Consider the following 21899-nt stretch of genomic DNA (forward strand, 5'->3'; position numbering starts at 1 on the left):
CCTGGTGTACATGCAGCAGCGGTATTACGATCCGATGCTGGGGGTGTTCCTCAGCGTCGATCCGGTGACGGCATACGAGCAGCCGATCGGCCAGTTCCACCGCTATCGGTACGCGAACAACAATCCCTATCGCTTTATTGATCCAGATGGGCGGCAAGCTTGCGGATCGAGTCCGGATTGCATTGAGGCGAAAAACTACAATGCAAGTAAGGCCGGAACGCAGACTGTCGTGCAGAGCCAGAATATTGATGCGGCGGCCGTAATTAATCTTCCTAGCTACGAGAGTACCGGCAACGTTGAGAATGCAGTGCGCTTCGATGAAAGTTTTTCCGGAAGCGTAACTACGACTCCACTTTCCGTAACGTCAGCAGTAAATGGCGGTGTAATCGAGTCAACGATTAGCGGTACAGCAGGGGCTGATGCAATTGGGCATAGCCACCCTGTTGGAACATCCGATCCTAGCCCGGGGCCTCGCGATGACATCGCAGTAAACGCGAACTTCCCAAACAACATCGTTAACAACGGCAATGTGGTGGTAGTGGAGAAGGTGAGCGGGCAATTCAGAGTTCGAGTTCTCAATGACGCAAATCTGTCTCCAAAGGATCGAACGGAAATTCAAAGAGATGTCAATCGATTCCAAAAGAGGGCCCAATCACCATGAGAATGATTACTCTTGTGCTTCCATTGCTCGGGGCGGTTTCATGTTCATCCACGGGTCAAGCTGTGGGCAAAGAATGTGAAAGTGTTACGCAGGTGCTATCGAATTCAGCCTCTGTGAGCGGCGCCGATGTGGCTGTCTGTGGCGTTATAAAGTACGAATTTGAGGACAAGAATTTGTATGCATCCAATGCGGAAGCGGAAGAGCAATCGGATATGAATTGCATATCTCTCGGTAAGGATGACGACTTTGTGGGAGATCTAGAGAGATTTAGTGGGAAATGGGTAAGAATTTCTGGGAAGATTGTTACAAACTTTTGCCCTGAAGGGGTGCTCTGCACGTCTTCATGTTCGGATACGGGCATTCTCGTTAAAGAAATATCGGTTAAGGGGTAGCGGATTCGGTTCATTTCGTGCAGCCCAATAAAGCACACGGCCAAAATCGCTGCGGATCTTATTGTTGTTACAGCGCGCCCCACTGGGGCACCCAATCGACGGTTGGAACCAATATCAGGGAGCCTCGGGAGGCTCGTGCACGACACTATCTGGCGGCTGTTGACCTCGTTCCCTGTTGCGCTCCTCTTCGTTGGATGCGCTCACGACATCGCGCGTGCGTTTACAAGTTGAGTAATTACCCGACACTGGGCCGTCGGTAGCAGCGGTCAGGCGATGAGTTTCTCAGCTTCGTTTTCGGTTGTCTGCTCGGGCTCTGGAACGATCGGTGGCAGGGTCTTGCGCTTGAGCGCCTCGCGCAGGGCTTGAGCCGGCGTGCGGCCCTTGAGGCGGTAGCCCTGATGGCTGCGTTCGAGGTTGTAGTAGCGCAGGAAGGTGTCGAGGTCGCGCTGGATCTCGGCGGGGGGGGTGTACCAGGTCTGGCGTCCGGCGATGCAGGAGCACGCGTCCAGCAGCGTACGGTTCATGCGCTCGACGAATCCGTTGGTGCGCGGGGTGGCGATCTTGGTGGTGCGATGCTCGATGCCCTCCATGGCCAGCAGCAGCTCGTAGGGATGGCTGTCGGGCTTTCCGCAGAACTCGCGGCCGTTGTCGGTCAGAATCGCCTGCACCGGCACGTCGAGCGCCTCGTAGAACGGCAGCACGCGCTCGTAGAGGGTATCGGCGGCGGTCACCGGCATCTTGCTGGTGTAGACCTTGGCGAAGGCCAGCGAGCAGAAGGGTATCGACCACGACTTGGACGTAGACCTTGCCCACGCCCTTGAGGGTGCCCCAGTAGAAGGTGTCCTGGTTGAGCAGTTCCCCAGGGCCATTGGACTCGACGTGCTGTGGCAAGGCGTCGCTGCCGGCCTTCTCCAGCAGGCGCATCTGCTCGTCGGACAGGACGAAGGTGGTGTCGCGGGCGGCGGCTTCCAGTCGAAGCAGGCGCTGGCGGCGTCGCAGTAGATTCGTGACGCTGCCAGACGCCGCGCACGCCGGACTGGCTGACCTCGACGCCTTGCGGGCGCAACTGGTTGGCGACGAACTGCGAGCCCTTGGTGGGGTGGGCCAGGCAGAAGTCGAGGATGGCTTGCTCGACATCGGGCGAGGCCCGATTGGGGTGCGGCCCGCGCGGACCTCGTCGCTGTTCGACCAGGGCGGCGACGCCACCGGTTTGGCAGGCGGGCTTGATCTCGTAGAACGAGTCTCGGTGGTAGCCCATGATCTGGCAGGCCTTGGAGACGTTGCCGAGCTCCTCGGCCAATTACAGCAGGGACAGCTTGCGCTTGGTCCGCTGGGATGCAGCGGACATCTGGGTTCTCCGGTGAGGTTGATCGGTGTGGTAACCCCAATCTACCGAAGACCCAGGTGTCCGCCCCTCAGGAAGCTATGAGGGGCGGACTTTCGGATAAATACTCAACACAAACAGATTGATTTTTCGCGGCAATGCGAGGGTCTGATCCTGTGTGCGGTCCCGACCCAATCCTCATTTACGGCCCCCGCGCTGCCGGATCCAGCGCAGCATTGAGCAGCGCGGCCAGCCGCGAGCCGCCGAGCGCGATCTGGCGCTCGGCGACGGGGCGCCAGGTGGCGATGTAGCGGCCGTCGATCCGCGGGCGGGGCGGGTACACGCCTTGAGTGGTGGCGATGCGGCAGGCGGCCTCGGCCCAGGCCGCGGGATCGCCGGGGGCGGCGGCGACCGGGCCCTGGGACGGGCCGAGCAGGCGGGTGCGCTGGTCGGCCTCGCGCTCGTCCATGCCGCGGAACAGGCCGCTGTCCCACAGCGCGTGCAGGTTGGTGCCGTAGCCGTCGCGGGTGCCGTCGGGCTGGTTGATCTGCACGGTGTTGCCGCCGCGGTCGCGGGCGTAGCCGGCGTGCATGGGCTGGTGGACGTCGCCGACGAAGTGCACGACGAACTTCAGCGCCTGCCGGCGCGCTTCGACGGGCTGCGCGGCATCGCCCAGGATCGCGGCCTGGGCACGGATCGCCTCGACCACGCAGTCGCCGCCGGGGCAGTCGCGCGCGGCGTCGTAGCGGCAGCCGGACTCGGCGATGTTGACGTAGTGCCAGCGCGCGCTGCGGCGGCCCAGGTCGGGATCGTGCTCGCGCAACTGGTCGGCCCAGTTGGCGACGCCGGCGAGGGTCGGCTCGGGTTCGCCCTTCAGCAGCGCGTCGACCTGCACGCGGGCGGTGGGGGTGAGTCCGGCTTCGGCGATGCCGGCGACCAGGCGGTGGCCGCGCGGGCCCCAGGCCAGGGCGTCGCCGCAGGCCAGGGCGAGGCCGCACAGGACGAGGGCGGCGGTACGGAACGGAAAAGGACGGGTCATGCCGGCAAGTGTACCGGCACGACCCGCCCAGCCCCTTGTCGGAGCCGCCCGGCGCAGGCCGGGCGGAGCGGTCAGAACGTCATCACGTAGGCGGCGCCGTAGACCCACGGGTCGATGTTCACGGTGCCGATCTTGGCGCCGTCCAGGCGCACGCTGCTGTCGATGTCCATCCAGCGCACGTCCACGCGGATCGCGCCGCGCTCGCCGACCTTGAAGTCCAGGCCCGCGTGCGCGGCCAGGCCCCAGGAGTCGCCCAGCTCGAGCTCGCTGCCGGCCAGCGCGCCCTCGGTGTCCTCGCTGAAGAACTTGGTGTAGTTGACGCCGAGGCCGAGCAGCGGCGAAACGGCGCCGCCCTGGTTGAAGTGGTACTGCAGGCTGACCGTCGGCGGCAGGTGCTTGGTGCTGCCCACGGTGCCGAGGCCGTCGATGTCGATGTCGTGCTGGAACGGCAGCGCGGCCAGCACTTCCAGGCCGAGGTTGTCGCGCAGGAAGTACTCGAAGGCGATGGTCGGGCGCACGCTGGAATCCACCGAGACCGGCAGGGTGCCGTCGGCGAGGCTGCCGTTGTCGGACTTGGGGTCGACGCTGTGGGCGCCGATGGCGAGGGTCCATTCGCCTGCGGACTGGGCGGCGGCCGGCAGCGCGGCGCCTGCGGCGAGGAGGGCGAGGAGGGAGGCGGAGAGCAGTCGCATCGTCGGTGGCTCGTGGTTGGGGGTAACGCCAGTGTCATCTTGCGCGCGCCCGTTCACCTTGATCGGGATCAAGGCGCGGGCACGGCGAACCTGCCGGGGCTGCTAAAATCCGCGCTCCCCGGCGGTCCCCCGCCCGCCTCCACCCATCGTGCCGCGCCGCGCGGCTGCAGGAGTCATCCAACATGGCGATCAAGGTAGGCATCAACGGCTTCGGCCGCATCGGCCGCAACGTGCTGCGTTCTGCGGTCCAGAACTTCGCGGACGACATCGAGATCGTCGCGATCAACGACCTGCTCGAGCCCGACTACCTCGCCTACATGCTGCGCTACGACTCCGTGCACGGCCGTTTCGACGGCAGCGTGGAGGTGGACGGCGGCACGCTGGTGGTCAACGGCAAGCGCATCCGCCTGACCCAGGAGCGCGACCCGGCCAACCTCAAGTGGGACGAGGTCGGCGCGGACGTGGTGATCGAGTCCACCGGCCTGTTCCTGACCAAGGAAACCGCGCAGAAGCACCTGGACGCCGGCGCGAAGAAGGTGATCCTGTCGGCGCCGTCGAAGGACGACACGCCGATGTTCGTCTACGGCGTCAACCACGAGACCTACGCCGGCCAGGCGATCGTTTCCAACGCCTCGTGCACCACCAACTGCCTGGCGCCGGTGGCGAAGGTGCTCAACGACAAGTGGGGCATCAAGCGCGGCCTGATGACCACCGTGCATGCCGCCACCGCCACCCAGAAGACGGTGGACGGCCCGTCGAATAAGGACTGGCGCGGCGGCCGCGGCATCCTCGAGAACATCATTCCCTCGTCCACGGGCGCGGCCAAGGCGGTCGGCGTGGTGATCCCGGAACTCAACAAGAAGCTCACCGGTATGAGCTTCCGCGTGCCGACCTCCGACGTGTCGGTGGTGGACCTGACCGTGGAGCTGGAGAAGCCGGCGACCTACGAGGAGATCTGCGCGGAGATGAAGGCGCAGAGCGAGGGCGCGCTGAAGGGCATCCTGGGCTACACCGAGGACAAGGTGGTGGCCACCGACTTCCGCACCGATCCGCGCACCTCCATCTTCGACGCCGACGCCGGCATCCAGCTCGATCCCACCTTCGTCAAGGTGGTGAGCTGGTACGACAACGAGTGGGGCTACTCGAACAAGTGCCTGGAGATGGTGCGCGTGGTGGCGGCCGGCTGAGCGCGCCGCACCGCCGAACCGAAGAAGCCCCGCGCAAGCGGGGCTTCTTCGTTCCGCGCCCGGATCGGGCGATGTGGGCGCAGGAGGACCGTCGCCGTCGGAGGCGAGCGGCGTCTCCGCGGTTTGCCGTGGCGTGCGGGGCGGCCGACAATGCGCGTCCGCAAGGCGCCCACCCATCCGAGAGGGAACCGATTCCATGTCCATCCTCCGCATGACCGACCTCGACCTGTCCGGCAAGCGCGTGCTGATCCGGCAGGGCGAGCCGGGCTGACGCGGACCGCCCTATCGGCGGTCCGCGCCGGCGAGCGCCCGGCCAGGGATGGCCGGGCCGGGCGTTCCGAAGCCGGGATGCATCGCCAGGGATGGCATGTGTCCGTGGATCTTTTCCCCAATTCGAGAGCGAGCGATTCCATGTCCATCCTCCGCATGACCGACCTCGACCTGTCCGGCAAGCGCGTGCTGATCCGCCAGGACCTCAACGTCCCGATCGAAGACGGCCGCGTCGCGTCCGACCAGCGCATCGTCGCCTCGCTACCCACGCTCCGGCACGCGCTGGACCAGGGCGCGGCGGTGATGGTGATGTCCCACCTGGGCCGCCCGAAGGAGGGCGAGTGGAGCGAGGCCGATTCGCTGGCGCCGGTGGCGGCGCACCTGGGGGCGCTGCTGAAGCGCGAGGTGCCGCTGGTGCGCGACTGGGTCGATGGCGTGGACGTGCAGCCGGGCGAGATCGTGCTGCTGGAGAACTGCCGCATGAACGTCGGCGAGAAGGCCGACGACGAGGTGCTGGCGAGGAAGTACGCCGCGCTGTGCGACGTCTTCGTCATGGACGCCTTCGGCACCGCGCACCGCGCGCAGGCCTCCACCCACGGCGTGATCCGCTTCGCGCCGGTCGCCGCCGGCGGCCCGCTGCTGATGGCCGAGCTGGACGCGCTGGCGCGCGCGCTCGACGAGCCGGCGCGGCCGCTGCTGGCGATCGTCGGCGGCAGCAAGGTCTCCACCAAGCTGGAGCTGCTGACCCGCCTAGTGGACCAGGTGGACCAGCTGATCGTCGGCGGCGGCATCGCCAACACCTTCATCGCCGCGCAGGGCCATGCCGTCGGCAAGTCGCTGCACGAGCCGGAGCTGCTGGAGACCGCGCAGCGCATCCTCGCCGAGGCCCGCGCCAAGGGCGCCGAGATCCCGATCCCGGAGGACGTGGTGGTGGCCCGGCAGTTCCTGCCCGATGCCGAGGCCACGGTGAAGCCGGTGGAGGCGGTGGAGGCGGACGAGCTGATTCTCGACATCGGCCCCAGGACCGCGCGCCGCTACGCGGAGATGGTCGGCGAATCCGGCACGGTGGTGTGGAACGGGCCGGTCGGCGTGTTCGAGTTCGATGCCTTCGCCAAGGGCACCGAGGCGGTGGCCAAGGCCATCGCGCACAGCCATGCGTTCTCGATCGCCGGCGGCGGCGACACCCTGGCGGCGGTGGACAAGTACCGCATCGCCGGCGACCTGAGCTACATCTCCACCGGCGGCGGTGCGTTCCTGGAATTCCTGGAAGGCAAGACGCTGCCGGCGGTCGCGGCGCTGGAGGCCCGTGCGGGGTGAGCCGCGACACGCTGTTCTTCGATCTCGACGGCACCCTGGTCGATTCCGAGGCCGGCATCCTGGGCGGCATCGCCCACGCGCTGGCGGCGATGGGCGAGCCGGCCCTGCCGCGCGAGGTGTTGCGGGGCTGGATCGGGCCGCCGCTGGTGGACAGCTTCGACCGCCTGTTCGCCGGCGACGCCGCCCGCACCCGGCGCGCGCTGGCGCTGTACCGCGAGCGCTACGACCGTCAGGGCTGGCGCGAGGTGCGGGTCTACCCGGGCATCGCGGCGGCGGTCGAGGCGCTGCGCGCGGCCGGCCACCGGCTGGCGGTGGCGACCTCCAAGAACGAGCGCTTCGCCCGCCGCATCGTCGAGGCGCTGCCGTTCGGCGCGGCGTTCGAGACGGTCGTGGGCGCGAGCGAGGACGGCAGCCGCCGCTACAAGGATGCGCTGATCGCCGAGGCGCTGTCGCGGCTGTCGCTGGCGCCGGCCGCCTGCCGGATGATCGGCGACCGCCGCATGGACATCGAGGGTGCGCGCCACCACGGCATGCGCAGCATCGGCGTGCTGTGGGGCTTCGGCGACGAGGCCGAGCTGCGCGCGGCGGGCGCCGACGCGCTGGCCGCAGCGCCCGCGGAACTGCCCGCGCTGGCGGTCTGAGCGCGGCGCCGGCCCCGGCGGCTCGACATCCGCCGGGGTACTGAATCGGCGACATCGGCCTGTGCTAGCTTTCCCGGTTCGCCGGAGAAGAGCGCCCATGACCCCGATCCAACGCCGCCGCACCCGTATCCTCGCCACCCTCGGCCCCGCCACCGACGCGCCCGGCGTGCTCGACGCGATCCTGCGCGCCGGGGTCGACGTGGTCCGGCTCAATTTCTCGCACGGCGATCCGGCCGCGCAGAAGGCGCGCGCGCAGGCGGTGCGCGAGGCGGCGCAGCGGGTGGGCACCGAGGTCGGCATCCTCGCCGACCTGCCGGGGCCGAAGATCCGCATCGAGCGCTTCGCCGAGGGCAAGGTGCAGTTGCGCGCGGGCGAGCGCTTCGACCTGCTTGCCAGCGAGGACGCGCCGCCCGGCGACGCGCGCCAGGTGGGCGTTAGCTACCTGGGCCTGCCTGCCGATCTGCGCGCCGGCGACATCCTGCTGCTCGACGACGGCGTGGTGCAGCTGCGGGTGGAGTCCATCGAGGGCCCGCGGATCGTCACCACGGTGCTCAACGACAGCGTGCTGTCGGACCGCAAGGGCCTCAACCGGCTCGGCGGCGGGCTGTCGCTGGGCGCGCTGACCGACCACGACCGCGCGCTGATCGCGGTCGCCGCGGAGCTCGACGTCGATTTCATCGCCGTGTCGTTCTGCCGCAACGCCGCCGACATGGAGGAGGCGCGGACGCTGGCGCGCGCGGCCGGCAGCGACGCCGCGCTGGTGTCCAAGATCGAGCGCGCCGAGGCGATCGAGAACCTGGGCGAGATCATCGACGCCAGCGACGTGGTGATGGTCGCGCGCGGCGACCTGGGCGTGGAGATCGGCGATGCCGAACTGCCGGGCCTGCAGAAGAAGATCATCCGCGAATCGCTCGCCCGCGACCGCGTGGTCATCACCGCCACCCAGATGCTGCAGTCGATGGTGGATTCGCCGATCCCGACCCGCGCCGAGGTGCTGGACGTGGCCAACGCGGTCATCGACGGCACCGACGCGGTGATGCTGTCGGCCGAGACCGCCGCCGGCAGCTTCCCGGTGCGCGCGGTGGAGGCGATGGCGCGGGTCTGCCTGGGCGCCGAGCGGCAGTTCAGCCACGACACCGATTTCGAGCACGCGCCGCGCAACCTGGAGCGCGCCGACCAGGCGATCGCGATGGCGGCGATGTTCCTCACCGAGCACATCGGCGTGCGCGCGATCGTGGCGATGACCGAGTCCGGCGGCACCGCGCGCTTCCTTTCCCGTTTCCGCTCCAACGCGCCGGTGTACGCGTTCTCGCGCCATCCGGGCGCGCGCCGACGCATGCGGCTGATGCGCGACGTGTTCGCGTTCGACTACGACAGCCGCGGGCAGACCCCGCGCCAGGCCGCGCGCGGCAGCATCCAGCAACTGGTGGAGGCTGGCATGCTGTCGGCGGGTGACCGGGTGGTGTTCACCAGCGGCGAGCACATGGAGACCCACGGCGCCACCAACACCCTGCGTCTGCTGCAGGTGGGCGCGGACGGCCGCGCCGAGGGGCTGGGAGAGCTGTAGGGCGCGCCGATTCGCCTCGCCTCGGGCGCGGTCGGCGCCGAGGCCCCCGGCGCCGACCGCGGCAGCGGACGCCAGCCTGGCTGCCGGCCGGCCACGACCGCCCGCAGGCGGTCGAGCGCGCCTGCGGCGTCGCGGCAGGCCGCGGCGCGGGGCCGGGCTATAATCGCGGGCCTTTCCCAGCCCGAGCCGGAACCACGACATGAGCATCGAACAGCTTGCCGAAACCGCCCAGGCCATGGTCGCCGCGGGCAAGGGCATCATCGCCATCGACGAATCGACCTCGACCATCGCCAAGCGCTTCGCCGGCGTGGGCATCCCCAACAACGAGGAGAACCGTCGCGCCTACCGCGAGCTGCTGCTGACCACGCCGAAGCTGGGCGACTACATCAGCGGCGCGATCCTGTTCGACGAGACCATCCGCCAGTCCACCAAGGACGGCGTGCCCTTCACCAAGGTGATGGCCGACAACGGCATCATCCCGGGCATCAAGGTCGACAAGAGCACCCATCCGCTGGCCGGCTTCCCCGGCGAGGTGGTGACCGAGGGCCTGGACGGCCTGCGCGATCGCCTGAAGGAGTACTACAAGCTCGGCGCGCGCTTCGCCAAGTGGCGCGCGGTCATCACCATCGGCGAGGACATCCCCTCCGGCACCTGCATCGAGGCCAACAGCCACGCGCTGGCCCGCTACGCCGCGCTGTGCCAGGAGAACGGCCTGGTGCCGATGGTGGAGCCGGAGGTGCTGATGGACGGCGACCACGACATCGAGACCTGCTACGAGGTCACCGAGGTCACCCTGCGCTCGCTGTTCGACGCGCTGTACAACCACAACGTCATGCTCGAGGGCACGATCCTCAAGGCGTCGATGGTGCTGCCGGGCAAGGACAGCGGCGAGACCGCCAGCGTGGACGAGGTCGCCTCCTCCACCCTGATGTGCCTGAAGTCGGCGGTGCCGGCGATCCTGCCCGGGATCGTGTTCCTGTCCGGCGGGCAGTCCGACGAGGACGCGACCGCGCACCTGGACGCGATGAACCGCATGGGGCCGAACCCGTGGCCGCTGTCGTTCTCCTACGGCCGCGCCATGCAGCAGGCCGCGCTGAAGCTGTGGTCCGAGGACCTGGTGGGCAACGTCGCCAAGGCGCAGGAGACCGTCTACGCGCGCGCCCGCGACAACGGCCTGGCCGCGCTCGGCCAGTGGTCGCGCGGGGCCTGATTCCCCCGATCCGTGCGGTCCAGGACGCCGGCGCTCGCGCCGGCGTCTTCGCGTTCAACCTGGGCGGCGGTGCGTACCGGAGACCGCGGCCTGGCCCCCGTGCCCGCCGGCCCCGGCCGGCTGCACGTCGCGCTCGCGGTCCGGGACGCGGCGCCGGGGCCGCCCGCCGCGGCCGCCGCGCTGGCCTGGGAGCTGGCCGCTAGGAGCGTGGGCGGTAGAAACGTTCGAGGCGAGAAGTCGCCTGCGCGAGGCCAGGTTATCGCCGCTTCGCCGGCCTGTAGGGGGGACTACAGGCCAATAAGCGGCGGAAAGCTGGACCGCGCAGGTGGCTTCGCAGCCCGGACGGCTTCTGCCGCCCACGCTCCTAGGGCAGCCCGGCCAGCCAGTCGTCGTCGGAGCCTTCGTTGATGCCCTCGAACAGCGGGGTGGAGAAGTAGCGCTCGCCGGTGTCGGGCAGCATCGCCAGCACCACGGCGCCGTCTTCGGCCTCCTTTGCGACGGTCAGCGCCGCGGCCAGGGTGGCGCCTGCGGAGATGCCGACGAAGATGCCTTCCTCGGTCGCCAGCCGGCGGGCGGTGTCGATGGCCTCGGCATCGGTCACAGACAGCAGCCGGTGTGCGGCCTCGCGGTCGAGCACCTCGGGCACGAAGTCCGGGGTCCAGCCCTGGATCTTGTGCGGCGCCCAGTCCTTGCCCTGCAGCAGCGAGGCCGAGGCGGGCTCGGCCGCGGTCACCCGGACCTCCGGCCGCGCCACGCGCAGCACCTGCGCCACCCCGGTCAGGGTGCCGCCGGTGCCCCAGCCGGTGACGAAGTGGTCGAGCCGGCGGCCCGCGAAGTCGCGCAGGATCTCGGCGGCGGTGGTGTTGCGGTGGTAGGCCGGGTTGGCCGGGTTCTGGAACTGGCGGGCCAGGAACCAGCCGTGCTCCTTGGCCAGCTCCTCGGCCTTGCGCACCATGCCGCTGCCGCGCTCGGCGGCCGGGGTCAGGATCACCCGGGCGCCGTAGGCGCGCATCAGCTTGCGGCGCTCGATCGAGAAGGTCTCGACCATCGTGGCCACGAACTTGTAGCCGCGCGCGGCGCAGACCATCGCCAGGGCGACGCCGGTGTTGCCGGAGGTGGCTTCGACCACGGTGTCGCCGGGCTTGAGCAGGCCGCGGCGCTCGGCATCGAGGATGATGGCCAGCGCGAGGCGGTCCTTCACCGAGCCGCCGGGGTTGAAGCTCTCCACCTTGGCGTAGAGTTCGACGTGGCCGGGGCCGATCCGGTGCAGGCGGACGACGGGGGTGTTGCCGACGGTATCGAGAATGCTGTCGTACAGGGCCATGGTCTGCCTCGTGGGAGCGCGGTGCGCGGTCCGCCCAGACTGGGGCAAAACGCGCCAGCGGGCGAGCGGTTGACATGGAACGCTGTTTTTTCCGCACCAGCTAATGGCATGCTCGGCGTCACGGCGCGGCGGGTAAGATCGGCCGGTTTTCGCGGCTCGTGAAGGTTTTCCCCTTGTCCCAGGCTGTCTCCCGCCTCCGTCCCGGCCCATGCGCCCGCCGGGCCCTCGCGCTACTCGCATTCATGGCCCTGGCGGGCTGCGGCGGCGGGGGCGAATCCGGAGCGGCGCAGGGCGCCGCCGCGGTGCCGGTGACCACCACCGTGGCCCAGCCCCGGCAATGGAACGACAGCGTCGCGGCGCTGGGCACGGTGCAGGCGCGCGAGTCGGTGACCGTCACCGCCAAGGTCAGCGAGACGGTGCAGCGCGTCCACTTCGACAGCGGCGACGAGGTCGCGGCGGGCACCGTGCTGGTGGAGCTGACCGGCAACCAGCAGCAGGCCACCCTGCAGGCGGCCGAGGCGGCGCGGGTGGAAGCCGAGCAGCAGTACCTGCGCGGGCAGGAGCTGGCCGCGCAGCAGCTGATCGCGCGCGCCTCGCTGGACACCTTGCGCGCCACGCGCGACGCCGCCCGCGCCAATGTCGCGGAGATGCGCGCCAACATCGGCGACCGCACCATCCGCGCGCCCTTCGCCGGCGTGCTGGGCCTGCGCCAGGTCAGCCCCGGCGCCCTGGTCACCCCGGGCACGCCGATCGCCACCCTGGACGACATCGGTTCGGTCTACGTGGACTTCCCGGTACCGGAGACCCAGTTCTCGCGCGTCATGCCCGGGCAACGGGTGATCGGCCGCACCGCGGCCTGGCCGGGGCAGGTGTTCGAGGGCGTGGTGCAGACGATCGATGCGCGCATCGATCCGGCGTCGCGCGCGGTGGTCGTGCGCGGCGCGTTCGACAATCCCGACCGGCGGCTGCGGCCGGGCATGCTGGTGCAGGTGAGCCTGCAGCAGGCCAGCCGCGAGGCGCTGATGATCCCGGAGCTGGCGGTGGTGCAGGTCGGCCGCGACACCTTCGTCTACCGCGTGCTCGAAGACGAGACCGTCGAACAGTTGCCGGTGGCCATCGGCGTGCGCGGCGAGGGACTGGCCGAGGTCGTCGAGGGGCTGGAGCCGGGGACCCGCATCGTCGTCGACGGCGTGGGCAAGCTGCGGCCGGGCATGCGGATCGTGGAGGGCACGGTGCAGGAAGCGCGGGCCCAGCAGGCCGAGCCGCCGGCCGTCGCGCCGGCGGAGCCGGAATGAAGCTCTCCGATCTCTCGATCCGCCGGCCGGTGTTCGCGGCCGTGGTCAGCCTGCTGCTGATCGCGCTGGGCATCATGGCCTTCACCCGGCTGACGGTGCGCGAGCTGCCCAACATCGACCCGCCGATCGTGTCGGTCGAGGTGCGCTATCCCGGCGCCTCGGCGGCGGTGGTCGAGACCCGCATCACCCAGATCCTCGAGGACGCCCTGGCCGGCATCGAGGGCATCCGCACGATCGAGTCGCGCAGCCGCAACGGCAGCTCCGACGTGACCATCGAGTTCAACGTCACCCGCGACATCGAGGCGGCCGCCAACGACGTGCGCGACGCCATCAGCCGGGTCATGGACCGCATGCCGGAAGAGGCCGACCCGCCCGAGGTCTCCAAGGTCGAGGCGGACGCGGACGCGATCATGTGGCTGAACATGCGCTCCAGCGCCATGGACACCATGGAGCTCAGCGACTACGCCGACCGCTACGTGGTCGATCGCCTGTCCGCGCTCGACGGCGTGGCGCGGGTGCAGCTCAGCGGCGCGCAGCGCTATGCGATGCGCATCTGGCTCGACCGCGACGCGATGGCCGCGCGCGGGGTCACCGCCGCCGACGTGGAGGCGGCGCTGCGCAGCGAGAACGTCGAGCTGCCGGCCGGCCGCATCGAGTCGCAGACCCGCGACTTCACCCTGCGCGTGGAGCGCGGCTACCGGGAACCCGCGCAGTTCGCGCAGATCCCGTTGCGCCGCGGCGACGACGGCTACGTGGTCCGCCTGGGCGACGTGGCGCGCGTCGAACTGGGCTCGGCCGAGCGCCGTTCCTACATGCGCAGCAACTCGGTGCCCAACGTCGGCCTGGGGATCGTGCGCACCTCCACCGCCAACGCGCTCGACGTGGCGCGCGCGGCGCGCGCGGAGGCCGAACGCATCCAGCAGACGCTGCCCGAGGGCACCGAGATCTTCGTGGCCGCGGACAACACGGTGTTCATCGACGCCGCGATCGGCCGCGTGTACTGGACCCTGGCCGAGGCCATGGCGCTGGTGTTCGTGGTGATCTGGCTGTTCCTGGGCAGCCTGCGCGCGGCGATCATCCCGGCGGTCACGGTGCCGGTGTGCCTGGTCGCGGCCTTCATCGGCCTGTACGCGTTCGGCTTCTCGATCAACCTGCTGACCCTGCTGGCGCTGGTGCTGTGCATCGGGCTGGTGGTGGACGACGCGATCATCGTGCTGGAGAACGTGCAGCGCCGCGTCGACCTCGGCGAGCCGCCGCTGGTGGCCGCGCGCCGCGGCACCGCGCAGGTCGCCTTCGCGGTGATCGCCACCACGGCGGTGCTGGTCGCGGTGTTCCTGCCGGTGGGCTTCATGGAGGGCAACTCGGGCCGGCTGTTCCGCGAGCTGTCGGTGGCGCTGGCCTGCGCGGTGGCGCTGTCGGCATTCGTGGCGCTGACGCTGACGCCGATGATGTGCTCCAAGCTGCTGCGCCCGCACCGCAGCCCGCGGGGGCTCAATGCCTGGGTGAACCGCCAGCTCGCCCGGCTCAGCGACGGCTACGGGCGCGGCGTGGGCCGGGTGGTGGGGCTGGCGCGCGGGCGCCTGCTGTTGCTGGTGGGGCTGGCGATGGCCGGCTGCGCGCTGGTGGCGGCGTTGCTGATGGCGCGGGTGCCGGCCGAGCTGTCGCCCGCCGAGGACCGCGGCCGCTTCGCGGTCGGCATCGACGCGCCGGAGGGCGCCGGCTTCGACTACACGGTGTCGCAGATGCAGGAGGTCGAGCGGATCTTCCAGCGCTACGTCGGCGAGAACGGGCCGATCGAGCGGGCCAACTCGCGCGTGCCGCGCGGCTGGGGCGGCAGCGAGGACATGCACACCGGGCAGATGATCGTGTTCCTGAGCGACTGGCGGGAACGCGACGCCAGCACCAGCGACGTGGTCGAGCAGCTGCGCGCGGAGTTCGCCGCGCTGCCGGGCGTGCAGGCGCGCGCCAACGTGCCCGGCGGCCTGGTCAGCAGCCGCGGCCAGCGCTACCAGCTGGTGCTGGGCGGGCCGGACTACGCCGAGCTGGCGCTGTGGCGCGACCGCATGCTGCTGCGCATGCGCGACAATCCCGGCATCCAGGATCCGGACTCCGACTACAAGGAGACCCGTCCGCAGATGCGGGTGGACATCGACCGCGCGCGCGCGGCCGACCTCGGCGTGTCGGTGCAGGAGATCGGGCGCACGCTGGAGACCATGATGGGCCAGCGCCAGGTCACCACCTTCGTCGACAACGGCGAGGAATACGACGTCGTCCTGCAGGCCGACCGCGAACGGCGCATGTCCCCCGACGACCTCGCCGGCACCTACGTGCGCGGCCGCGACGGGATGCTGGTGCCGCTGTCGAACCTGGTCGCCATCAGCGAGATCGCCGAGCCCGGCAGCTTCAACCGCTTCAACCGCATGCGCGCGATCACCATCAGCGCCGGGCTCGCCCCCGGCTACACCATGGGCGAGGCGCTGGAGTGGACCTACCGGGTCGCCGCGGAAGAGCTGCCGGACTACGCCCAGGTGGACTGGAAGGGCGAGAGCCGCGAGTTCCAGGAGGCGGGCGCCGCGGTGCTGCTGACCTTCGGCATGGCGCTGCTGATCGTCTACCTGGTCCTGGCCGCGCAGTTCGAGAGCTTCGTGCATCCGTTCTCGATCATGCTGACCGTGCCGCTGGCGGTGGTCGGCGCGCTGCTCGGCCTGTGGGCGACCGGCGGCACGCTGAACCTCTTCAGCCAGATCGGCATCGTCATGCTGATCGGCCTGGCGGCGAAGAACGGCATCCTGATCGTGGAGTTCGCCAACCAGCTGCGCGACGAGGGCAAGAGCGTGCGCGACGCGATCGTGGAAGCCTCGGCGGTGCGCCTGCGGCCGATCCTGATGACCTCGATGGCGACCATCATGGGCGCGATCCCGCTGGTCGTGGCCGGCGGACCCGGCTCGGCCAGCCGCGCCACGATCGGCGTGGTGGTGATCTTCGGCGTGGCGTTCTCGACCCTGCTGTCGCTGTTCGTGGTGCCGGCGTTCTACGCGCTGCTGGCCCCGTTCACCCGCTCCCCGGAGGCCCTCGCGCAGGAGCTGGCGCGGCTGGAGGCGGAGACCCCGCCCGTCGGCGGGCACGCCTGAGCCGAGCCGGATCGGGGCCGGAGTGCAACTCCCGGCGAAAAATTGCACTCTGGGCCCGATCCGACCCGACAGGAGACCCGACCGATGGCGTCCTCGCGCTGGGACCATGTGCGCCTGGAAGGCGAAGGCTTCGCGCTGCGCCGCTGGCGCGCCGGCGACCTCGACGCGCTGCTGCGGCACGCCGACGACCCGCTGGTGGTGCGCGGGCTCAGCGACCGCTTCCCGAATCCCTACACCCGCGCCGACGGCGAGGCGTTCCTGGCCGGGCGGGTGGTCGACCTGGACGAGCCGGTGCTGGCGATCGAGATCGGGGGCGAGGCCTGCGGCAGCATCGCCATCCGCCAGGGCCGGGGCGAGCGCGACCATAGCGGCGAGCTCGGCTACTGGCTCGGCCGCGCGCACTGGGGACGCGGAGTAATGCGCCGGGCGGTCGCCCTGTACCTGCCCTGGGCCATGCAGGCGCTGCGGCTGTTGCGGGTGCAGGCGACCGTCCTCGACATCAACCCGGCCTCGGCGCGGGTGCTGCAGCTCAACGGCTTCGTCGAGGAGGGGCTGCTGCGCGGCGCGATCCCCAAGCCCGACGGCCTGCACGACCTGCGCGTGTTCGGCCTGCTGCGTCCCCCGGAAGGCACGGACAGATAGCGTGGCCGGCGCGCCGCCGCGCCCGCGGCATCGCATTCGACGGCCCGATTGTGAAAAAATCGGACTTTCGCGCGTCGCCCGCGTCATACGCCCCAGCCGGAGCCAGGATCGATGGACCAGTTGCTCACCGCCCTCAACGGCCTGATCTGGAGCAAGGCGCTGATCGCGCTGTGCCTGGGCGCCGGCCTGTGGTTTTCCTTCCGCACGCGCTTCATGCAGGTGCGAGGCTTCGCCGAGATGACCCGCTTGACCTTCAAGGGCCAGAGCTCGGACGCGGGCGTGTCCTCGTTCCAGGCGCTGGCGCTGTCGATGTCCGGCCGCATCGGCATCGGCAACATCGCCGGCGTCGCCACCGCGATCGCCTTCGGCGGTCCCGGCGCGGTGTTCTGGATGTGGGTGATGGGCTTCCTGGGCGCCTCCACCTCGTACGTCGAGTGCTGCCTGGCGCAGATCTACAAGGAAAAAGACAACGAGGGCCGCTATCGCGGCGGCCCCGCGTACTACATCGAGAAAGGCCTGGGCCTGAAGTGGTACGCCTGGGCGTTCGCGCTGGCCACCATCGTCGCCACCGGCGTGCTGATGCCGGGCGTGCAGGCCAACGCGATCGCCGATAGCGCGGTCAACTTCTGCCAGGGCACCACGCTGTGCCCGAGCCTGCAGGGCCAATGGTTCGGCGTGGACGCGGTGTTCGCGCTGAAGCTCGGCATCGGCATCGTGGTCGGCCTGCTGCTGGCGGTCATCATCTTCGGCGGGGTCAAGCGCATCGCCGCCTTCGCCGAGGTGGTGGTGCCCTTCATGGCCATCGGCTACATCCTGATGGCGGTGGTGGTGATGGTCCTCAACGCGGAGTTCGTGCCGCAGATGTTCCGGATCATCTTCGAAAGCGCCTTCGGCGTGCACGCCGGCTTCGGCGCGATGCTGGGCCTGGCGATCGAATGGGGCGTCAAGCGCGGCATCTACGCCAACGAGGCCGGGCAGGGCACCGGCCCGCACGCCGCCGCCGCGGCCGAGGTCTCGCACCCGGCCAAGCAGGGCTACGTGCAGGCCTGGGCGATCTACTTCGACACCATGCTGGTGTGCACCTCGACCGCGTTCCTGATCCTGGCCACCGGCATGTACAACGTGCAGCTGCCGGACGGGCAGATGCTGCAGGAAGCGCTGCCCGGCGTGCAGGCGGGCTCCGGCTTCGCGCAGGCGGGCATCGAATCCGTGCTGCCGGGCTGGGGCGCGGGCTTCGTCGCGATCGCGCTGTTCTTCTTCGCGTTCACCACGATCATGGCCTATTACTACATGGCCGAGACCAACCTGACCTACGTCAGCGGCCACAAGGTGAAGCCGTTGGCGCGCCTGGCGCTGCGGCTGGCGCTGGTCGGGATGACGATCTTCGGTTCCGTGCGCACCGCGGAGATGGCCTGGACCTTCGGCGACCTCGGCGTGGGCGCCATGGCCTGGCTCAACATCGTGGCGATCCTGCTGCTGCAGAAGCCGGCGTTGCTGGCGCTGCGCGACTACGAGGCGCAGAAGAAGATGGGGCTGGACCCGGTGTTCGATCCGCTGAAGCTCGGCATCCCCAACGCCGACTTCTGGGTCAAGCGCGGCCAGGCGTGAGCGGGCAGGGCCCCGGCGGCGGAGACCCCTGGCGCCGCGGCGGCGGGCGCCGTGCCGCGGCCGGGCCGTCCGACGCGCCGCGCCCGCCGCGTCGCGAACCGGAGCCGCGGTCCGCGACCGCCGAGGCCGCGCCCGCGCATCCGGCCCGCCGCGACGAGCAGCGCGTGTACGGCTTCAACGCGGTGCAGGCCGTGTTCGCGCGCCGGCCGGAGGCGATCCGCAAGCTGTACCTGGCGCAGGCGCGCATCCCGCAGCTGCAGCCGCTGCTGAAGTGGTGCGTGGCGCAGCGCGTCGGCTACCGCGTGGTCGACGAGGCCGATCTCGGCAGGCTCGCCGGCAGCGGCCACCACGAGGGCGTGATCGCCGACGTGCTGCGCGCGCCGGTGCCGCCGCTGGCCGACTGGCTGCCGGCGCTCGGCGCCGGTCGGCAGTGCCTGCTGTGGCTGGACGGGGTGGGCAACCCGCACAACCTGGGCGCGATCCTGCGCGCGGCCGCGCACTTCGGCGTGGCCGCGGTGCTGCTGCCCGAGCATGCGCCGGGGCTGTCCGGCGCCGCCGCGCGCGTGGCCGAGGGCGGCGCCGAAGCGGTGCCGCTGGTACGCCTGGGGCCGCCGCGGGACTCGATCGAGCGCCTGCACGGCGCCGGCTTCCGCCTGGCCGCGACCGTGGTGCGCGGCGGCGACGATCTCTTCGCCGCCGCGTTGCCGGCGCGGCTGGTCTACGTGCTCGGCGCCGAGGGCGAGGGCATGGACCCGGCGCTGGCCGCGGCCTGCGACCTGCGGCTGTCGATTCCCGGTACCGGCGCGGTCGAGAGCCTCAACGTGGCGGCCGCGACCGCGGTACTGCTGGCCGCCTGGCGCGGCGCCGCGGCCGGGTAGCGGCCCGGCGCGGCGTCAGTCCGCGCCGCCCATCGCCGCCGCCGGCGCGAAGTCGCCCTCCGCTTCCGCGGCGAGCCAGGCGAACACCGCGTAGGCGGCCACGTTCTGCCGCACGGCCTCGGGATCGACCTTGTCCAGGGTGTCGTCGGCGTTGTGGTGCAGGTCGAAGTACTGGGTGCCGTCCTGGCCGAGCCAGGCCCAGTGCACGCCGCGCTGGGCCAGCGGGACGATGTCCGGGCCGGGGCCGCCGCGGTCGGGCGCGAACTCGATCCCCAGCGGCGCCAGCGCCTGCGCGATCTGCGCCGACAGCGCGTGCGAGGCGCTCTTGGCGCTGGTGTTGAAGGCGTAGATGCGCCCGGCGCCGAAGTCGCTCTCCACCCCCACCACGTGGCCGGCCAGCGCGCCGGCGTAGCGCTCGGCGTACTGCCGCGCGCCGATCAGCCCTTGCTCCTCGTTGGCGAAGGCGATGACCCGCAGCGTGCGCCTCGGCCGCTGCGGCAGTTGCGCCACCAGCCGGCCGGCGGCCATCGTGATGCCGATGCCCGAGGCGTCGTCGACCGCGCCGGTGCCCAGGTCCCAGGAATCGAGGTGGCCGGCGATGACCACGATCTCGTCCGGCGCCTCGCGCCCGCGCAGTTCGCCGATGACGTTGCGCGAGGTGTATTCGCCGTTCCAGCCGCAGTCCAGTTCCAGGCGCACGCGCACCGGCCCGCGTTCGAGCAGGCGGCCGAGCTGGTCCGCGTCGGGCAGTGAGGTGGCCGCGGCCGGGATCGGCGTCGCGCCTTCCTCGAAGCGGGTCAGCCCGGTGTTGGCGACGCGGTGCGCGCTGGTGCCGATCGATCGCATCAGAAAGCCCACCGCGCCCTTGCGCGCGGCCACCGACGGCCCGCGCCCGCGCACCGGCCCGGCCTCGTCGTAGCCGGCGCCGTCGCGGCTGCGGCGCATGCGGAAATCGACGAAGACGATCTTGCCGGCCACCTCGGCGTCCGCCGCGGCTTCCAGCGCGGCGAAGTCGGCGAAGCGCACGATCTCGGCCTCCACCGTGCCGCCGGGGCTGCCGCCCAGCGCGGTGACCAGCAGCGGTTGCGCGTGCGCGCCCAGCACCGCGGCGCGCTCGCTGCGGCGCTCCCACTTCGGGAAGGTCACCGGCTCGGTCCACACCCGGTCGAAGCCCAGCTCGGCGAACTTCGCCTCGGCCCAGGCCACCGCGCGCGCGTCGGCCTCGCTGCCCGGCAGGCGCGGGCCGATCTCGGTGGTCAGCGATTCGATGATGCGGTAGCCGGTATCGTCGGCCAGCGCGCGCTCGCGCAGCTGCGCGGCGACATCGAGCGCGGCCTGCGGCAGCGGGGCCTGCGCATGGGCCGCGCAGGCGGCGGACAGAACGATCAGCAGGGCGGCGAAACGCATGGCGGGCTCCGTGAAACGCGACAGGCCGCGAGCTTAGCAGCCCGCGGCCCGTGCGCAGCCCGCCTGCGGGCGGCTCAGCCGATGCGCTCGCCCGGAGCCTGCTGCTTGAGCGCGTCGCGGATCTCGCGCAGCAACAGCACGTCCTCGGCCGGCGGCGGCGCCTCGGCCGGCGCCTCTTTCTGCTTGCGCTTGAGGCGGTTGATGAACTTCACCAGCAGGAAGATCGCGAAGGCGACGATGACGAACTGGACCAGCGTGTTGAGGAAGGCGCCGATGCCGATGGCGACCGCGGGCACTTCCGCGCCGCTGGCATCGACGGTCGCCTCGCGCAGGGTGATGACCCAGTCGGAGAAATCGATGCCGCCGATCAGCCAGCCGATCGGCGGCATGATGATGTTGTCCACCAGCGCGGTGACGATCTTGCCGAAGGCCGCGCCGATGACCACGCCGACGGCGAGGTCGATGACGTTGCCGCGAACGGCGAACTCCTTGAATTCGGCCAGTACGCCCATGCGGGATTCCTCGTGTGGAGAGACCGCGCCACTATACCTGCGGCGCGGCGATCCGGAACTCGAGCGCGCCGACGCCTTCCAGCTCGGCGCGGCCGCGGTCGCCCGGCGACAGCGCCGCCACCCCGGCGGGCGTGCCCATGAAGACCAGGTCGCCCGCGCATAGGCGGTAGAGCTTCGACAGCTCGTGCAGGATCTCGGCCACGCTCCAGATCATGTCGTCCAGCGTGCCCTGCTGGCGCGGCTGGCCGTTGACGCTCAGCCGCAGCACGCGACCGCGCAGGTCGCCGGCCTCGGCCGCGGGCACCAGCTCGCCGATCGGCGCGGAGGCGTCGAAGCCCTTGGCGATATCCCAGGGCAGGCCGGCCCGCTTGGCCTCGGCCTGCAGGTCGCGGCGGGTCAGGTCCAGGCCGACGGCGTAGCCGAAGACCAGCGCGGGCGCGTCCTCCACGGCCAGCGGACCGGGCGGCGCGTCGCGGCCGAGCGCGACCACCAGCTCGACCTCGTGGTGCAGGTCGGCGGTGGCGGGCGGGTACGGCACCTCGCCGTCGACGACCAGCGCGTCGGCGGGTTTCATGAAGAACACCGGGCGCCCGCGCGCCGCGGGCGAGGCGGGCGCCTGCGCGCCCATTTCGCGGGCGTGCTCGGCGAAGTTGCGGCCCACGCAGTAGATGCGGCGCACGGGGAAGCGGCCGCCGCCGCGGACCGGCACGCGCGGCGCGTCGGGGGCAGGGATCACGTCGGTCATGGGAAACGCTCGTGGGCGCGGCGCATCGCGCCGCGGGTGGGCAGGCGCGACGGGCGG

Annotated in this window: 17 protein-coding genes and 1 pseudogene; 11 read left to right on the forward strand and 7 right to left on the reverse strand. The window is 70.6% G+C overall.

All coding sequences use genetic code 11. The annotated features are described in order from the left end of the window. Positions 1-661: RHS repeat-associated core domain-containing protein (locus Z164_RS23220; RefSeq protein WP_236621743.1), on the forward strand; the 661-nt coding region annotated here is incomplete at its 5' end. Between the two features lie 658 nt (positions 662-1319). On the opposite strand, the pseudogene Z164_RS19995 reads toward Z164_RS23220, so the two are convergent. The 3 genes and pseudogenes from Z164_RS19995 to Z164_RS0104045 form a co-directional block, all read right to left on the reverse strand. Continuing rightward, positions 1320-2353 (reverse strand): annotated as a pseudogene (locus Z164_RS19995) (IS481 family transposase). Positions 2354-2579: 226 nt separating this feature from the next. After that, positions 2580-3416, reverse strand: coding sequence for a S1/P1 nuclease (locus tag Z164_RS0104040; protein ID WP_024889456.1), 837 nt, complete (start codon positions 3414-3416; stop codon positions 2580-2582). A gap of 71 nt (positions 3417-3487) precedes the next feature. Beyond that, the gene (locus tag Z164_RS0104045; protein WP_024889457.1) at positions 3488-4108 is read right to left on the reverse strand and encodes an OmpW/AlkL family protein; all 621 of its coding nucleotides are present in this window, start codon (positions 4106-4108) and stop codon (positions 3488-3490) included. A 182-nt stretch (positions 4109-4290) separates the two neighbouring features. Between Z164_RS0104045 and gap the strand changes: the two genes are divergently transcribed. From gap to Z164_RS0104070, 5 genes are all read left to right on the forward strand, one after another. Further along, complete coding sequence (gene gap / locus Z164_RS0104050; protein WP_024889458.1) at positions 4291-5295, forward strand: type I glyceraldehyde-3-phosphate dehydrogenase; 1005 nt, start codon at positions 4291-4293, stop codon at positions 5293-5295. A gap of 411 nt (positions 5296-5706) precedes the next feature. Continuing rightward, positions 5707-6882 (forward strand): phosphoglycerate kinase, encoded by a 1176-nt coding sequence (locus tag Z164_RS0104055; RefSeq protein ID WP_024889459.1) that lies wholly within the window; start codon positions 5707-5709, stop codon positions 6880-6882. Continuing rightward, positions 6879-7523, forward strand: a complete 645-nt coding sequence (locus Z164_RS0104060) for an HAD hydrolase-like protein (RefSeq protein WP_024889460.1) — start codon at positions 6879-6881, stop codon at positions 7521-7523. The genes Z164_RS0104055 and Z164_RS0104060 overlap by 4 nt, the downstream gene beginning before the upstream one ends. 97 nt (positions 7524-7620) lie before the next feature. Beyond that, complete coding sequence (gene pyk, locus Z164_RS0104065) at positions 7621-9090, forward strand: pyruvate kinase (RefSeq protein ID WP_024889461.1); 1470 nt, start codon at positions 7621-7623, stop codon at positions 9088-9090. Between the two features lie 199 nt (positions 9091-9289). Beyond that, positions 9290-10300, forward strand: coding sequence for a class I fructose-bisphosphate aldolase (locus tag Z164_RS0104070; protein ID WP_024889462.1), 1011 nt, complete (start codon positions 9290-9292; stop codon positions 10298-10300). Between the two features lie 364 nt (positions 10301-10664). Here Z164_RS0104070 and cysK read toward each other — a convergent pair whose 3' ends face one another. Beyond that, a complete protein-coding gene (gene cysK / locus Z164_RS0104075; protein ID WP_024889463.1) occupies positions 10665-11624 on the reverse strand; it encodes a cysteine synthase A in 960 nt (319 codons plus the stop codon). A 242-nt stretch (positions 11625-11866) separates the two neighbouring features. On the opposite strand from cysK, the gene Z164_RS0104080 reads away from it, so the two are divergent. From Z164_RS0104080 to Z164_RS0104100, 5 genes are all read left to right on the forward strand, one after another. Continuing rightward, entirely contained in the window at positions 11867-12919 is a 1053-nt protein-coding gene (locus Z164_RS0104080; protein ID WP_024889464.1) for an efflux RND transporter periplasmic adaptor subunit, read from the forward strand. After that, complete coding sequence (locus tag Z164_RS0104085; RefSeq protein WP_024889465.1) at positions 12916-16050, forward strand: efflux RND transporter permease subunit; 3135 nt, start codon at positions 12916-12918, stop codon at positions 16048-16050. The genes Z164_RS0104080 and Z164_RS0104085 overlap by 4 nt, the downstream gene beginning before the upstream one ends. Before the next feature lie 84 nt (positions 16051-16134). Continuing rightward, positions 16135-16692, forward strand: a complete 558-nt coding sequence (locus Z164_RS0104090; RefSeq protein ID WP_024889466.1) for a GNAT family N-acetyltransferase — start codon at positions 16135-16137, stop codon at positions 16690-16692. A 111-nt stretch (positions 16693-16803) separates the two neighbouring features. After that, entirely contained in the window at positions 16804-18300 is a 1497-nt protein-coding gene (locus Z164_RS0104095) for an alanine/glycine:cation symporter family protein (RefSeq protein WP_024889467.1), read from the forward strand. Continuing rightward, positions 18276-19178, forward strand: a complete 903-nt coding sequence (locus tag Z164_RS0104100) for a TrmH family RNA methyltransferase (protein ID WP_425477211.1) — start codon at positions 18276-18278, stop codon at positions 19176-19178. The genes Z164_RS0104095 and Z164_RS0104100 overlap by 25 nt, the downstream gene beginning before the upstream one ends. Positions 19179-19193: 15 nt before the next feature. Here the strand turns inward: Z164_RS0104100 and Z164_RS0104105 are convergent, their stop codons facing one another. From Z164_RS0104105 to Z164_RS0104115, 3 genes are all read right to left on the reverse strand, one after another. Further along, complete coding sequence (locus Z164_RS0104105; RefSeq protein ID WP_024889469.1) at positions 19194-20585, reverse strand: M28 family peptidase; 1392 nt, start codon at positions 20583-20585, stop codon at positions 19194-19196. A 74-nt stretch (positions 20586-20659) separates the two neighbouring features. Then, positions 20660-21097 carry a large-conductance mechanosensitive channel protein MscL gene (mscL, locus tag Z164_RS0104110; protein ID WP_024889470.1) on the reverse strand — a complete coding sequence of 146 codons (438 nt, stop codon included), beginning with the start codon at positions 21095-21097 and terminating at the stop codon, positions 20660-20662. Between the two features lie 31 nt (positions 21098-21128). Continuing rightward, positions 21129-21842, reverse strand: a complete 714-nt coding sequence (locus Z164_RS0104115; protein ID WP_024889471.1) for a fumarylacetoacetate hydrolase family protein — start codon at positions 21840-21842, stop codon at positions 21129-21131. Positions 21843-21899: the final 57 nt, after the last annotated feature.

Origin of the sequence: Luteimonas huabeiensis HB2 (assembly GCF_000559025.1) — a bacterium.
GTDB lineage: Bacteria > Pseudomonadota > Gammaproteobacteria > Xanthomonadales > Xanthomonadaceae > Luteimonas > Luteimonas huabeiensis.

What these genes read in the sequence shown, in the direction of transcription:
- Z164_RS0104040 (WP_024889456.1), bottom strand. Translation starts at nt 3,416, where the DNA reads ATGACCCGTCCTTTTCCGTTCCGTACCGCCGCCCTCGTCCTGTGCGGC.
- Z164_RS0104045 (WP_024889457.1), bottom strand. Translation starts at nt 4,108, where the DNA reads ATGCGACTGCTCTCCGCCTCCCTCCTCGCCCTCCTCGCCGCAGGCGCC.
- gap (WP_024889458.1), top strand. Translation starts at nt 4,291, where the DNA reads ATGGCGATCAAGGTAGGCATCAACGGCTTCGGCCGCATCGGCCGCAAC.
- Z164_RS0104055 (WP_024889459.1), top strand. Translation starts at nt 5,707, where the DNA reads ATGTCCATCCTCCGCATGACCGACCTCGACCTGTCCGGCAAGCGCGTG.
- pyk (WP_024889461.1), top strand. Translation starts at nt 7,621, where the DNA reads ATGACCCCGATCCAACGCCGCCGCACCCGTATCCTCGCCACCCTCGGC.
- Z164_RS0104070 (WP_024889462.1), top strand. Translation starts at nt 9,290, where the DNA reads ATGAGCATCGAACAGCTTGCCGAAACCGCCCAGGCCATGGTCGCCGCG.
- cysK (WP_024889463.1), bottom strand. Translation starts at nt 11,624, where the DNA reads ATGGCCCTGTACGACAGCATTCTCGATACCGTCGGCAACACCCCCGTC.
- Z164_RS0104080 (WP_024889464.1), top strand. Translation starts at nt 11,867, where the DNA reads ATGGCCCTGGCGGGCTGCGGCGGCGGGGGCGAATCCGGAGCGGCGCAG.
- Z164_RS0104085 (WP_024889465.1), top strand. Translation starts at nt 12,916, where the DNA reads ATGAAGCTCTCCGATCTCTCGATCCGCCGGCCGGTGTTCGCGGCCGTG.
- Z164_RS0104090 (WP_024889466.1), top strand. Translation starts at nt 16,135, where the DNA reads ATGGCGTCCTCGCGCTGGGACCATGTGCGCCTGGAAGGCGAAGGCTTC.
- Z164_RS0104095 (WP_024889467.1), top strand. Translation starts at nt 16,804, where the DNA reads ATGGACCAGTTGCTCACCGCCCTCAACGGCCTGATCTGGAGCAAGGCG.
- Z164_RS0104105 (WP_024889469.1), bottom strand. Translation starts at nt 20,585, where the DNA reads ATGCGTTTCGCCGCCCTGCTGATCGTTCTGTCCGCCGCCTGCGCGGCC.
- mscL (WP_024889470.1), bottom strand. Translation starts at nt 21,097, where the DNA reads ATGGGCGTACTGGCCGAATTCAAGGAGTTCGCCGTTCGCGGCAACGTC.
- Z164_RS0104115 (WP_024889471.1), bottom strand. Translation starts at nt 21,842, where the DNA reads ATGACCGACGTGATCCCTGCCCCCGACGCGCCGCGCGTGCCGGTCCGC.